This is a genomic window from Microbacterium testaceum StLB037 (assembly GCF_008763945.1).
Lineage (GTDB): Bacteria > Actinomycetota > Actinomycetes > Actinomycetales > Microbacteriaceae > Microbacterium > Microbacterium testaceum_G.
Genome location: NZ_VTQH01000002.1, coordinates 656,267 through 668,918, shown reverse-complemented (window position 1 = coordinate 668,918; position 12,652 = coordinate 656,267). Strand labels below are relative to the sequence as shown.

Annotated in this window: 14 protein-coding genes; 11 read left to right on the top strand and 3 right to left on the bottom strand. The window is 70.4% G+C overall.

The genetic code is table 11. The features are described 5' to 3' along the window. The first annotated feature begins 107 nt into the window (after nucleotides 1-107). Nucleotides 108-2,021 (top strand): translational GTPase TypA, encoded by a 1,914-nt coding sequence (gene typA, locus F9B98_RS11860; RefSeq protein WP_150957615.1) that lies wholly within the window; start codon nucleotides 108-110, stop codon nucleotides 2,019-2,021. A 224-nt stretch (nucleotides 2,022-2,245) separates the two neighbouring features. On the opposite strand, the gene F9B98_RS11855 is transcribed toward typA, so the two are convergent. After that, on the bottom strand, nucleotides 2,246-2,605 hold the full coding sequence (locus F9B98_RS11855) for a DUF2200 domain-containing protein (protein WP_150957613.1): 360 nt from the start codon (nucleotides 2,603-2,605) through the stop codon (nucleotides 2,246-2,248). A gap of 324 nt (nucleotides 2,606-2,929) precedes the next feature. Then, nucleotides 2,930-3,481: a helix-turn-helix domain-containing protein gene (locus F9B98_RS11850; RefSeq protein ID WP_150957611.1), complete on the bottom strand. Its 552-nt coding sequence runs from the start codon at nucleotides 3,479-3,481 to the stop codon at nucleotides 2,930-2,932. Between the two features lie 66 nt (nucleotides 3,482-3,547). Here F9B98_RS11850 and F9B98_RS11845 point away from each other — a divergent pair, with 66 nt between their 5' ends. The 7 genes from F9B98_RS11845 to ddaH all read left to right on the top strand — a co-directional run bounded on the left by F9B98_RS11845 (nucleotide 3,548) and on the right by ddaH (nucleotide 8,975). Further along, complete coding sequence (locus F9B98_RS11845) at nucleotides 3,548-4,264, top strand: AzlC family ABC transporter permease (RefSeq protein WP_150957609.1); 717 nt, start codon at nucleotides 3,548-3,550, stop codon at nucleotides 4,262-4,264. Next, nucleotides 4,261-4,575 carry an AzlD domain-containing protein gene (locus tag F9B98_RS11840; protein ID WP_150957607.1) on the top strand — a complete coding sequence of 105 codons (315 nt, stop codon included), beginning with the start codon at nucleotides 4,261-4,263 and terminating at the stop codon, nucleotides 4,573-4,575. Before F9B98_RS11845 ends, F9B98_RS11840 begins: the two co-directional genes overlap by 4 nt. A 43-nt stretch (nucleotides 4,576-4,618) precedes the next feature. Continuing rightward, nucleotides 4,619-5,017 (top strand): histidinol dehydrogenase, encoded by a 399-nt coding sequence (locus tag F9B98_RS11835; protein ID WP_150957605.1) that lies wholly within the window; start codon nucleotides 4,619-4,621, stop codon nucleotides 5,015-5,017. Between the two features lie 53 nt (nucleotides 5,018-5,070). After that, on the top strand, nucleotides 5,071-5,391 hold the full coding sequence (gene fdxA, locus F9B98_RS11830) for a ferredoxin (protein WP_013586172.1): 321 nt from the start codon (nucleotides 5,071-5,073) through the stop codon (nucleotides 5,389-5,391). 3 nt (nucleotides 5,392-5,394) lie between these two features. Continuing rightward, nucleotides 5,395-6,498 (top strand): succinyldiaminopimelate transaminase, encoded by a 1,104-nt coding sequence (gene dapC / locus F9B98_RS11825; RefSeq protein WP_150957602.1) that lies wholly within the window; start codon nucleotides 5,395-5,397, stop codon nucleotides 6,496-6,498. A gap of 285 nt (nucleotides 6,499-6,783) precedes the next feature. Beyond that, nucleotides 6,784-8,079, top strand: coding sequence for a citrate synthase (locus F9B98_RS11820; protein ID WP_150957600.1), 1,296 nt, complete (start codon nucleotides 6,784-6,786; stop codon nucleotides 8,077-8,079). A gap of 134 nt (nucleotides 8,080-8,213) precedes the next feature. After that, complete coding sequence (ddaH, locus tag F9B98_RS11815) at nucleotides 8,214-8,975, top strand: dimethylargininase (protein ID WP_150957598.1); 762 nt, start codon at nucleotides 8,214-8,216, stop codon at nucleotides 8,973-8,975. Between the two features lie 111 nt (nucleotides 8,976-9,086). On the opposite strand, the gene dapD is transcribed toward ddaH, so the two are convergent. Continuing rightward, on the bottom strand, nucleotides 9,087-10,007 hold the full coding sequence (gene dapD, locus F9B98_RS11810; RefSeq protein ID WP_150957596.1) for a 2,3,4,5-tetrahydropyridine-2,6-dicarboxylate N-succinyltransferase: 921 nt from the start codon (nucleotides 10,005-10,007) through the stop codon (nucleotides 9,087-9,089). A gap of 42 nt (nucleotides 10,008-10,049) precedes the next feature. Between dapD and dapE the strand changes: the two genes are divergently transcribed. From dapE to F9B98_RS11795, 3 genes are all read left to right on the top strand, one after another. Further along, the gene (gene dapE / locus F9B98_RS11805; protein WP_150957594.1) at nucleotides 10,050-11,126 is read left to right on the top strand and encodes a succinyl-diaminopimelate desuccinylase; all 1,077 of its coding nucleotides are present in this window, start codon (nucleotides 10,050-10,052) and stop codon (nucleotides 11,124-11,126) included. Beyond that, nucleotides 11,123-12,346 carry a hypothetical protein gene (locus tag F9B98_RS11800; RefSeq protein ID WP_225310317.1) on the top strand — a complete coding sequence of 408 codons (1,224 nt, stop codon included), beginning with the start codon at nucleotides 11,123-11,125 and terminating at the stop codon, nucleotides 12,344-12,346. The genes dapE and F9B98_RS11800 overlap by 4 nt, the downstream gene beginning before the upstream one ends. 92 nt (nucleotides 12,347-12,438) lie before the next feature. Beyond that, nucleotides 12,439-12,609, top strand: coding sequence for a DUF3117 domain-containing protein (locus F9B98_RS11795; protein ID WP_150957591.1), 171 nt, complete (start codon nucleotides 12,439-12,441; stop codon nucleotides 12,607-12,609). Nucleotides 12,610-12,652 lie beyond the last annotated feature (43 nt).

Genomic DNA, 12,652 nt, shown 5'->3' with positions numbered 1-12,652 from the left:
TGCCCTGACGCTTCCTGAACGTCCCCTGCCCGGGAGTGTCGTGGGCGCCCGGTAGACTGGGTCAGCCCGATTCCGGGCACCACCCCGAATTTTCCTGGAGACCCTCCATGGCGCACGCCCTTCGTCCTGACCTCCGTAACGTCGCGATCGTCGCGCACGTCGACCACGGCAAGACGACTCTCGTCGACGCCATGCTCCGCCAGACCGGCTCGTTCGGCGACCACGCGCACGTCGAAGAGCGCGCGATGGACTCGAACGACCTCGAGCGCGAGAAGGGCATCACGATCCTCGCCAAGAACACGGCGATCACCTACAACGGCATCCACTCCGACGTGCCGGTGACGATCAACGTGATCGACACCCCCGGCCACGCCGACTTCGGTGGCGAGGTCGAGCGCGGCCTGTCGATGGTCGACGGCGTCGTGCTGCTGGTCGACGCGTCCGAGGGCCCGCTGCCCCAGACGCGTTTCGTGCTGCGCAAGGCCCTCGAGGCCAAGCTCCCCGTCATCCTGCTGGTCAACAAGACCGACCGCCCCGACGCGCGCATCGCCGAGGTCGAAGAAGAGGCGCACGACCTGCTGCTGGGCCTTGCGTCCGACCTCGTCGATGACGTGCCCGACCTCGACGTCGACGCGCTGCTCGACGTCCCCGTCGTCTACGCCTCGGGCCGTGCGGGAGCGGCATCCCTCACCCGTCCCGACAACGGTGCGCTGCCCGACAACGACGACCTCGAGCCGCTGTTCGGCGCGATCCTCGAGCACGTTCCGGCTCCCGCCTACGACGACGAGGCGCCCCTGCAGGCGTGGGTCACCAACCTCGACTCCTCGCCGTTCCTCGGCCGCCTCGCGCTACTGCGCATCTTCAACGGCACGTTGAAGAAGGGGCAGACCGTGGCATGGGTGCGTGCCGACGGCACCACCAGCAACGCCCGTGTCACCGAGCTGCTCAAGACCCGCGCTCTCGAGCGCTACCCGGCCGAGGACGCCGGCCCCGGTGACATCGTCGCCATCGCCGGTTTCCCCGACATCACGATCGGCGAGACGATCGCCGACCCCGAAGACGTGCGCCCGCTCAAGGCGATCACCGTCGACGACCCGGCCATCTCGATGACCATCGGCACCAACACCTCGCCCCTCATGGGCAAGGTCAAGGGCCACAAGCTCACCGCGCGCATGGTCAAGGACCGCCTCGACCGCGAGCTCATCGGTAACGTCTCGCTCAAGGTCGTCGACATCGGACGCCCCGACGCGTGGGAGGTTCAGGGCCGCGGTGAGCTGGCTCTCGCCATCCTCGTCGAGAACATGCGCCGCGAGGGCTTCGAGCTCACCGTCGGCAAGCCCCAGGTGGTCACCAAGCGCGGCGAAGACGGCAAGCTCAAGGAGCCCTTCGAGCACCTCACGATCGACGCCCCCGAGGAGCACCTCGGCGCCATCACGCAGCTCATGGCCGCCCGCAAGGGCCGCATGGACAACATGACGAACCACGGCACCGGCTGGGTGCGCATGGAGTTCGTCGTGCCCTCGCGCGGCCTCATCGGCTTCCGCAGCGAGTTCCTCACGATCACGCGCGGTACCGGTATCGCCAACGCGATCTCGCACGGTTACGACGACTGGGCGGGCTCGATCACGACCCGTCAGAACGGCTCGATCGTCGCCGACCGCATGGGTGTCGTCACCCCGTTCGCCATGATCGCCCTGCAGGAGCGCATGAGCTTCTTCGTGCAGCCCACCGAAGAGGTCTACGAGGGCATGGTCATCGGCGAGAACTCGCGCGCCGACGACATGGACGTCAACATCACCAAGGAGAAGAAGCTCACGAACATGCGTTCGTCGACCTCCGACTCTTTCGAGTCGATGACGCCCCCGCGCGTGCTCACGCTCGAGGAGTCGCTCGAGTTCGCCCGCGACGACGAATGCGTCGAGGTCACGCCCGAGAAGGTCCGCATCCGCAAGGTCGTGCTCGACGCGACCGAGCGCGGCCGCGCCGCCTCGCGCCTGAAGCGTCAGGATGCCAACGCGTAAGCGTTCCGCGTCTCGAACGGCCCCGTCCAGCTTTCGTGCTGGGCGGGGCCGTTCGCTGTGCGTGAGGGCTCGAGCCGGGGTTCCCGGGGTCGGGGCGTGGCGTCCGGTCCGCGTGGGGTGTGCACAACGGCGGGGGCTCTCGCCGACACGCCGGGGTGCGGCCGGGGTGTGCGGCGTGTCGGGAAGGTTCTCCGCGCTTGCGCGCGCGGGGTGCGGAAGGGGCCTCAGTCGCGGCTCGGCACGCCCTCGCGCATGACCTTCTCGAGCGCCTTGCCTTTCGCCAGCTCGTCGACGACCTTGTCGAGCAGCCGGATGCGGTACATCAACGGATCCTCTATCTGCTCGACCCGCACTCCGCACACGATGCCCGTGATCTCAGAGGCCTGAGCGGTGAGCCGGGCCTCGTCGAAGAACTCGCGGAACGTGGTCGTCCCCTGGGCGTGACGCTCGAGCTCGGGCTGGTCCAACCCGGTCAACCAGCGGATCACCGTGTCGAGCTCGCCCTGGGTGCGTCCCTTCCGCTCGACCTTCGCCACGTAGAGCGGGTAGACCGACGAGAAGGGCATGTCGAAGACGCGGGACATGTCTGCACGTTAGTCCCGCGTCCTCGTCGTGTCGACGCCGGTCCCGCGGCGCCGGGGTGCACGACTCTCGCGGATTCTGAGCGTCGTGCCGCGCGGGTCGGCGCCCCGGCGGACACAACGCAGGATTTCGGCGACCGCCGCGCCGCCCGGACCCGTCGTCGAGGCACGCCGCGGGCGCCGTTCCTGCGTTGTGTCGGCAGGGGCGGCCGGTGTCGGAACGCGCAGGCCGGCGTCAGCACACGGCGGCAGGCGGCGGCACACGGCGGCCGGCGGCGGCGCACGGCGGGCCGGGCGGGCGCGCGCGGCACGCCCCACCGATACGCCTCAGCGCGACTCCACGACGCAGACCGCGCTCATGCCGGGCGTCAGCGCCTCGAACACGTGCGGGGCGTCGCCGGCGTACGACAGGTAGTCGCCGGGGGAGAGCTCGTAGGGGTCGTCGGCCGGACCGACGAGCCCGCGCCCCGACACCATGACGAGGTGTTCGATGGTGCCGCGCGGGTGCGGATCCGATCGACGCGGTGTGCCGGGCTCGGCCGACAGCAGGTAGATGTCGCGGCGGGCGTGGGGCGGGCTCGCCGACAGCAGGACGGCGATGTAGGCGGATGCCGAGGACGCCACCGCCGTGCCCGCCTCGCCGGCCCGGATCAGGGTGGGGGAGTGCGCGCCCTCGTCGACGAAGTCGGCGAAGGGGATCTCGAGCGCCGAAGCCAGCGCCCACAGCGTCTCGACGCTCGGGTTGCCGCCGCCGTTCTCGAGCTGCGACACGGTCGCCTTCGCCACGCCGGCTCGCCGCGCGAGCTCGCTGACGCTCAGGTCACGCCTCTCCCGTTCGCGCCGGAGGGTCGTCGCGATGCGGTCGCCGAGCTCGGTCATGCGTTCATTATGCTCACCGCTCGTTCAACTTGACGAACGGCCGTCCGGTCGTTCACGATGATGTCCATGCGTTCGATACACCGAACACCCGAGGGGGTGGCTGCCCGGCAGGGGCTCGCCGTCGCCCTCGCCACGAGTGCGTACGGCGTCTCGTTCGGCGCCGTGTCGGTGGCATCCGGGCTCGACGTCTGGCAGACCTGCGTGCTCAGCCTGCTCATGTTCACCGGCGGCTCGCAGTTCGCGTTCGTCGGCGTCATCGCGGCGGGCGGCCTCGCCGCCGCACCCGCGGCCATCGCGTCGTCGGTGCTTCTCGGCGTCCGAAACGCCGCGTACGCGATGCGCTTGGCGCCGATCGTCGGCGGGGGAGGGTGGCGCAAGGCCGCCGCGACCCAGTTCACGATCGACGAGTCGACGGCGGTCGCTCTCGCTCAGGGCGAGCCGCGGGCGCGTCAGACCGGGTTCTGGGTCACCGGCGTTGCGATCTGGGTGGGGTGGAACCTCTCGACGCTGCTCGGAGCCCTGCTGGGTGATGTCCTGGGTGACCCGCGCACGTACGGTCTCGATGCGGCAGCGGCTGCGGCTTTCCTCGCCCTGCTCTGGCCCCGCCTGAAGGGCCGCCAACCCCTGGCCGTCGCCGCCGGAGCCGCCGCCGTGGCGGCGCTGCTCACCCCGTGGCTCATGCCCGGCATCCCGGTGATCGCCGCGGCCGGAGTCGCGATCGCGGTCGGCCTGTTCGACCCCCGACCGGTGCAGACGACGACGACAGAGGAGCGGATGCCATGACCCTGTGGACCGCGGTGCTCACGGCATCCGTCATCTGCGTCGCACTCAAAGCGACCGGCTACCTCCTGCCCGCGCACTGGCTCGACAAGCCCCGTCCCGCGCGCATCGCGGATCTGCTGACGGTCGCGCTGCTCTCGGCGCTCGTGGTGGTGCAGACGCTCGGGGCGGGGCAGTCGATCGCGGTCGACGCGCGGCTGCCGGCCGTGGGGGTGGCGGCCCTGCTTCTCTGGGCGCGGGCGCCGTTCCTCGTGGTGGTCGTGGGCGCCGCCGTCACCGCGGCGATGCTGCGGCTGTGGGGCTGGGCGAGCTGACCCGCCACGGCCCACCCATAGCCGTCCCGCCTAGACTCGGCCGGTGACTTCCACGATTCTTCGCGTCGTCGGCTGGGTGGTGGCTCTGCTGGTCGGAGCCTTTTACGGAGCCGCGGGTACCGTCGGCCAGGCGTTCCTGGTGGGGCCCGTGCCGGTCGGCCTGATCCTCGCGACGGTCGGCAGCGCCGCGTTGCTCATCGCGCTGCGTACCCTCACGGGCGATCGCGTGAACGCGCTGGCGGGCGGACTCGGTCTCACCGGGGCGACCTACCTGTTCTCGCAGGTGGGCCCCGGGGGCTCGGCCATCGTCGCCGCTCCCACCGCGGGCACCGAGTGGATCCCGCTCGTGTGGACGGTCGTCGGCCCCGCGCTGATGGTGCTGGTGGCGCTGTGGCCCGACTTCTCGAAGCTGCAGGCGCCCGCGCGTCCGGCCGAATCCTAACCCCGCGGGCTCGGCGGCGGAGTCGGTCGCCCCAGCGCGATTAGACTGGGCGAGTGACTTACGTGATCGCCCTCCCGTGTGTCGATGTCAAAGACCGCGCCTGCATCGATGAGTGTCCCGTCGACTGCATCTACGAGGGTGAACGATCGCTCTACATCCACCCCGACGAGTGCGTCGACTGCGGTGCGTGCGAGCCGGTCTGCCCTGTCGAGGCCATCTACTACGAGGACGACCTCCCCGAGGAGTGGTCCGACTACTACAAGGCCAACGTCGAGTTCTTCGACGACATCGGCTCGCCCGGTGGCGCGGCCAAGGTCGGCGTGATCGCCAAGGACCACCCCGTCATCACCGCTCTGCCCCCGCAGAGCCACTGAGCCGTGGGCGTCGCCGACCTCGCCGACTACCCGTGGGATGCCGTCGCCCCCTACGCGGAGCGCGCGCGGCGACACCCTGACGGCATCGTCGACCTGTCGATCGGTTCGCCCGTCGACCAGACGCCCGCCGTCATCGCCGAGGCCCTCGCCGACGCGACCGACGCGCACGCCTACCCGCAGACCGCCGGCACCCCGGCCCTGCGCGAAGCCATCGCCGAGTGGTACCACCGCCGTCGCGGTGTCCCCGGGTTGAGTGCGGCGAACGTGCTCCCCACCGTGGGCTCGAAAGAGCTGGTGGCCCTGCTGCCGTTGCTGCTCGGCCTCGGCCCGGGCGACGCCGTGGTCCACCCTCGCGCCGCCTACCCCACCTACGAGGTCGGAGCGCGTCTCGTGGGCGCCGAGGCCGTGGCATCCGACGATTCCTCCTCCTGGCCCGAACACGCGCGCCTGGTCTGGATCAACTCGCCGGGCAACCCCGACGGCCGCGTCCTCTCGACGGACGAGCTTCGGGATGCCGTGACCCGAGCCCGCGAGATCGGAGCCGTCCTGGCCTCCGACGAGTGCTACGCCGAGCTGGGCTGGGAGGCTCCGTGGGATGCGCGGCCCGTCCCGAGCGTCCTCGACCCGGCCGTCGTGGACGGCGACGTCACGGGCGTGCTCTCGGTCTACTCCCTGAGCAAGCAGTCGAACCTCGCGGGATATCGCGCCGCGTTCCTCGCGGGTGACCCGGCCCTCGTCTCGCGGCTGCTGACCGGCCGCAAGCACCTGGGCCTCATGCCGCCGGCTCCCGTCCAGCGGGCGATGACCGTCGCCCTGGGCGACGACGCGCACGTCGCCGAGCAGCGCGAGAGGTACGCGCGCCGCCGCGCCGTGCTCAAGCCCGCGATCGAGGCTGCCGGGTTCACGATCGATCACAGCGAGGGCGGGCTGTACCTCTGGGCGACCGAGGGGCGCGATGCCTGGGAGAGTGTCGACCGCCTCGCCGATGTCGGCATCCTGGTGGGTCCCGGCCACTTCTACGGCACCCACTTCCCGAACCACGTGCGCTTCTCGCTCACCGCGACCGACGAGCGCATCGCGGCCGCGGCGGAGCGCCTGGGACGCTGAACGTCTGCGCTCGACCCGCAACACACCCGCGCGGACCGGGCACCCGACCGAGGCATTCGGTCGGCTGATCAGGAGGATCCCTCCATTCGATGGGGGCAACCTTTAGCGGTGTCATCTGTACGCCGGAGTGCCTACTAGGCTGTAAAGGCACAGCGTTCGGTTCATCCTTCGCGCGCCGTGCCGACCCGGATGCCATACCCGTGGCATCCATCGGTCGAGAAGACCGCGGGTGCCCCCGCTTCCGCGATCTACCACACGGGCGACCAGAAATCGCAAGGAGGCGCGGTGAGCGACGCGGGCACGCAGCAGGACAAGGCCACTCTCACGGTAGGGGGCACCACCGCCGAATTCCCGGTCCTGCGAGGCACCGACGGCGTTCCGAGCATCGACATCGCGTCGCTGACGAGGCAGACGGGTCACACCACGCTCGACTACGGATTCGTCAACACGGCGTCCACGAAGTCGGACATCACCTACATCGACGGCGACCAGGGCATCCTGCGCTACCGCGGGTATCCGATCGAGCAGCTGGCGAAGAACAGCACCTACCTCGAGGTGGCGTGGCTGCTCATCTACGGCGAGCTGCCCTCGGCATCCGAACTGGCCTCCTTCGACGAGCGCATCCGCCGTCACACGCTGCTGCATGAAGACCTCAAGAGCCTCTTCTCGGCCCTGCCCCCGACCGCGCACCCCATGTCGGTGCTGTCGGCGGCGACCGCAGCACTTTCGACCTACTACGAGGCCGAGTCCGACCCGCACAACCCCGAGCACGTCGAGCTCAACACGGTCCGCATGCTCGCGAAGCTCCCCGTGATCGCCGCGTACGCGCACAAGAAGAGCATCGGCCAGGCCTTCCTGTACCCCGACAACTCGCTCGGCTTCGTCGACAACTTCCTCAAACTGAACTTCGGCGTGCACAGCGAGCCCTTCGAGGCCAACCCGGTCATGACGAAGGCCCTCGATCTGCTGCTCATGCTGCACGAGGACCACGAGCAGAACGCCTCGACCTCGACCGTGCGTCTGGTCGGCTCGACGGGTGCGAACCAGTTCGCGTCGATCTCGGCCGGCATCCAGGCGCTGTCCGGTCCGCTGCACGGCGGCGCCAACGAGGCCGTGCTGCAGATGCTCGCGCGCATCCGCGACTCGGGCGAGAGCGTCGAGCGCTTCGTCGAGCGGGTGAAGAACAAGGAGCAGGGCGTCAAGCTCATGGGCTTCGGTCACCGCGTGTACAAGAACTACGACCCGCGCGCCAAGCTCGTCAAGGAGTCCGCCGACGAGGTGCTCACCGCCCTCGGCGTCAGCGACCCGCTGCTCGACCTCGCGAAGGAGCTCGAGCAGATCGCGCTCGAAGACGACTACTTCCGCGAGCGTCGCCTGTACCCGAACGTCGACTTCTACACCGGCGTGATCTACAAGGCGATGGGGTTCCCGACGCGCATGTTCACGGTGCTGTTCGCCATCGGCCGCCTGCCCGGCTGGCTCGCCCAGTGGCGCGAGGCGATCACCGACCCGCAGACCAAGATCGGCCGCCCGCAGCAGCTCTACACGGGTGCCGCCGAGCGCAACTACCCCGGGGTCTGACCCCCGCCGAAGCGCCCCACTCCTCCGACGAGGGGCGGGGCGCTTCGCTGCAAAAGGGACACGGGGTGGCAGAACGGGAATGGATGCCACGACGCCCCGCCGCCGCCGATGACGCCACCCAGTAGGGTCGGGGCATGCCGCGCCTGATCGTCCGCCGCCCCTCGCCCCAGCTCGCCGACGGTGAGCTCACGCACCTCGACCGCGTCCCGGTCGACGCCGACCTGGCGCTCGCCCAGTGGAACGGATACGTCGATGCGTTCCGCTCCCGCGGATGGGAGATCGTCGAGATCGCCCCGGCCGACGATCAGCCCGACGGCGTCTTCGTCGAGGACGCCGTGGTGGTCTTCGGCGATCTCGCCGTGTTGTGCCGGGCGGGGGCGCCGTCGCGCCGCGGCGAGCTCGAGAGCGTTCGCGCCGGGGTGTCGGCATCCGGAATCGAAACCGCCGACATCGTCGAACCCGGAACCCTCGACGGGGGCGACGTCTTGAAGGTCGGCCGGACCGTCTACGTCGGGGCGTCGTCGCGGACGAACACGGAGGGCATCGCGCAGCTGCGGGCGCTGCTCGAGCCGCGGGGGTGGGAGGTGCGCGAGATCCCGGTCACGAAGGTGCTGCACCTGAAGTCGGGGGTCACGGCGCTCCCCGATGGCACGGTGGTCGGGTTCGAGCCGCTGGTCGACGACCCCTCGCTGTTCCCGGTGTTCGCGGGCGTGCCCGAGGAGCACGGCACGGCGGTGGTGGTACTCGACGAGGGGACGGTGCTGATGTCGTCGGACGCTCCGGCCACGGCGGAGGAGCACCGCTTCCGCGGGCTCGACGTGGTGACGGTCGACGTGAGCGAGTTCGAGAAGCTCGAGGGTTGCGTGACCTGCCTGTCGGTGCGGGTGCGCGACTGACGCGACCGCGCGGAGGCGGATACGCGACGAGAAACGCCCCCTGCACTGAGGAACGCGCGCCGAGGGCGTTTCCGAGTGCAGGGAGCGTTTATCGGGAGGGGAGGGGCGGCCTCAGGCGTGCAGCGCCTCGTTCAGCGTCACGCCGACGCCGGCGCGGGCGGAGGCCTCGACGGCGCCGGTGAGGGAGTTGCGGCGGAAGAGGATGCCATCGCGGCCCGACAGCTCGCCGGCCTTGACGGTGTCGTCTCCGACGCGGACCTTCGTGCCCGCGGTGACGTAGAGCCCCGCCTCAACGACGCAGTCGTCACCGAGCGAGATGCCGATCCCGGCGTTCGCGCCGAGCAGGGTGCGTGCTCCGATCGAGACGCGGTGGGTTCCGCCCCCCGAGAGGGTGCCCATGATCGAGGCGCCGCCGCCGATGTCGGTGCCGTCGCCGATCACGACGCCCTGCGAGACGCGGCCCTCGATCATCGAGGAGCCGAGGGTTCCGGCGTTGAAGTTGACGAAGCCCTCGTGCATGACGGTCGTGCCGGGGGAGAGGTGCGCACCCAAGCGCACGCGTGAGGCGTCGGCGATGCGCACGCCGGCGGGCAGCACGTAGTCGGTGAGGCGCGGGAACTTGTCGAGGCCCTGGAGCTCGATGCCGTGGCGCTTGAGCTGCGGCAGCAGGCGCGCGGCGTCGTCGGGGTGCACGGGACCGGCATTCGTCCAGGCGACGTTGGGGAGGTGGCCGAAGATCCCGTCGAGGTTGATCTCATTGGGGCGCACGAGCAGGTGCGACAGCGCGTGCAGGCGGAGGTAGGCGTCGACCGTCGAGGCGGGAGCCGCGTCGGCGTCGATCGTGAGCGACACCGTCTCGACGACGACTCCGCGCCGCTCGTCGGGACCGGTGGAGGATTTGAGCGCCGCCTTCTCGGCATCCAGGTCGCTCGAAGCGCCCAGGACCGGCTTCGGGAACCAGGCGTCGAGCACCGTCCCCCCGGTGGTCCGCGTCGAGAGGCCGGCAGCGCTGATGCGTCGTTCGTTGCTCACCGTCCCAGGGTAGTGGGGCACCGGCTGTGGGAAGATCGGGGCATGCCCGCGCTCGACCTCACCCAGTCCTCGGCCGCCCTGACGCGAGCCGTCTGCGACATCCACAGCGTCTCGGGAGACGAGACCCCTCTCGCGGATGCCATCGAGGCCGCCGTCTCCGCGTACGCCCACCTCGAGGTCATCCGCGATGGCGACACCATCGTCGCGCGCACCAACCTGGGCCGCGACCGCCGCGTCGTCATCGCCGGGCACATCGACACCGTGCCGATCAACCGCAACCTCCCCGTCGAAGACCGCACGGTCGACGGCGTCGAGGTCATCTGGGGCCGTGGGACGGTCGACATGAAGGCCGGCGTCGCCGTGCAGCTCAAGCTCGCCGCCGAGCTCACCGAGCCCCCGGTCGACATCACGTGGATGTGGTACGACCACGAAGAGGTCGACTCCGCCCTGAACGGCCTGGGCCGACTCTCGCGCAACCGGCCCGACCTGTTCGCGGGCGATTTCGCGATCCTCGGCGAGCCCAGCAACGGCGAGGTCGAGGGCGGGTGCAACGGCACGCTGCGCGCGATCGTGCGCACCGAGGGCGTCCGCGCCCACAGCGCCCGCTCGTGGATCGGCGAGAACGCGATCCACAAGGCCGCTCCGATCCTCGCGCGCCTGGCCGAGTACCGTGCCCGCGAGATCGAGGTCGAGGGGCTCGTCTACCGCGAGGGCCTCAACGCGGTGAGCATCACGGGCGGGGTGGCCGGCAACGTCATCCCCGACGCCTGCGCCGTCGAGGTCAACTACCGCTTCGCACCCAGCCGTGACGCCGCCGCGGCCACGCGCGTGGTCACCGACGTCTTCACCGGCTTCGACGTCGAGATCGTCGACGTCGCCGAGGGAGCACGCCCCGGCCTCGATGCGGCCCTGGCGAAGGAGTTCGTGGATGCCGTGGGCGCCACGCCCAAACCCAAGTACGGCTGGACCGATGTCGCGCGCTTCTCGGCCCTCGGCATCCCGGCCGTCAACTACGGCCCCGGTGACCCCCACCTCGCCCACCACGACGAGGAGCGCGTTCCTCTTGCGCAGATCGACGCCGTCGAGCGGGGTCTGCGGTCGTGGTTGAGCGGGTCGTGACCACCGCGGCCGCGGTGCGCACGCGCAGCGGGTGGTGGCAGCGACTGCCGGTATCGGCGCGCATCGCGATCGTCTATCTCGCCGCGCGCCTGGTCACGACCGGTTTCTTCCTGCTCGCCTCGGCGCTGTCGGGCCCGGGTTCGCGGTACGGTGTCGCCCCCTCGCTCGGCGAGCTGGCTCTCGGGTGGGATGCGCAGTGGTACTGGCTCGTCGCGGTGACCGGTTACCCCGCCGACCTGCCGATCGCCGCGGCCGGTCACGTCGCCGAGAACGCCTGGGCGTTCATGCCCTTGTACTCGTATCTCTCGGCCGGGGTCGGTTTCGTGCTCGGCTCGTGGGGAGCCGGCGCGGTCGCGATCTCGCTGGCCGCGGGCTACGGGGCCTGTCTCGTGCTGCACGCGATGATGCGCGAGCGCATCGGCCCCTCCGCGGCGATGTGGGCCGTGGTCTTCTTCGCGTGCGGGCCGTTGGCCGCCCTCTTCCAGGTGGGCTACGCCGAGGCGCTGTTCCTGTTCTTCCTGTTCCTGGCGATCCGCTGCGTCCGGCAGCGCCGGTGGGTCTGGCTGTACCTGCTCATACCCGCGATGGGCTTCACCCGGCCCGGCATCCTGGCCTTCGCGCTCTTCCTGGGGCTGTACGGCATCCACCGCTTCCTGCGGCGACGCACCGACCCCCTGCCGCTGCGCGAGATCGCGCACATCGTGGCGCTCGGCGGCCTCGCGGTCGTGGTGGGCTTCGCGTGGCAGGCGATCGCGGGGCTCGTCACCGGCGACCCGGGCGCCTACCTCGCCACCGAGCTGGCCTGGCGGCGCAACTGGCTCGGTGACTCGGACGGCGGGTTCGTGCCGCTCGACGGCTTCGTGAAGGCCGCCGGCTTCTGGTTCACCCAGTGGGGGCTGGGGGCGGTGTCGGGATACGTGTTCCTCGCGCTGCTCGTGCTGGGCGTGGCGGCCCTGCTGCTGTTCGCCCCGCAGGTGAAGCGCCTCGGCGTCGAGGTGCGGCTGTGGGCGGCGAGCTACCTCGTCTACCTGCTGCTGGTGTTCTTCCCCCAGTCGAGCATCTTCCGCCTGCTCGTGCCGGTGTCGCCGCTGTGGGGTGCGCTGGCCGTGCCGCGCTCGCGCGCGTGGCGAGTCGGCGTGCTCGCTCTCGCCCTGCTCGGCCAGTGGTGGTGGATCTACAACATGTACGGGCTGGCGAACACGTACTGGCAGATTCCCTGAGCCGGTTCGGCCTCGCCGAGCCCGCGGTACGACTCGCCACGCGGGATACCGGTAAACTTCTCAGGCAGACCAACGACGAAAAGGGGGCCGCGATGGCAGCCATGAAGCCGCGTACCGGCGACGGACCGATGGAGGCCGTGAAGGAGGGCCGGTTGATCATCGTGCGCGTGCCGCTCGAGGGTGGCGGGCGTCTCGTCGTCTCGGTGAACGACGCCGAGGCGAAGGAACTCTACGACGTGCTCGGTGGTGTCGTCATTGCCTGACGACCACCGAAGCAGAGAAGGCCGGTCCCCGAGGGGGCCGGCC

Bases quoted from the DNA above. Each gene is read 5' to 3' on its own strand.
- F9B98_RS11795 (WP_150957591.1), top strand. From the start codon at position 12,439: ATGGCAGCCATGAAGCCGCGTACCGGCGACGGACCGATGGAGGCCGTG.
- typA (WP_150957615.1), top strand. From the start codon at position 108: ATGGCGCACGCCCTTCGTCCTGACCTCCGTAACGTCGCGATCGTCGCG.
- F9B98_RS11855 (WP_150957613.1), bottom strand. From the start codon at position 2,605: ATGTCCCGCGTCTTCGACATGCCCTTCTCGTCGGTCTACCCGCTCTAC.
- ddaH (WP_150957598.1), top strand. From the start codon at position 8,214: ATGCCGCGCCTGATCGTCCGCCGCCCCTCGCCCCAGCTCGCCGACGGT.
- dapE (WP_150957594.1), top strand. From the start codon at position 10,050: ATGCCCGCGCTCGACCTCACCCAGTCCTCGGCCGCCCTGACGCGAGCC.
- F9B98_RS11845 (WP_150957609.1), top strand. From the start codon at position 3,548: ATGCGTTCGATACACCGAACACCCGAGGGGGTGGCTGCCCGGCAGGGG.
- F9B98_RS11850 (WP_150957611.1), bottom strand. From the start codon at position 3,481: ATGACCGAGCTCGGCGACCGCATCGCGACGACCCTCCGGCGCGAACGG.
- F9B98_RS11840 (WP_150957607.1), top strand. From the start codon at position 4,261: ATGACCCTGTGGACCGCGGTGCTCACGGCATCCGTCATCTGCGTCGCA.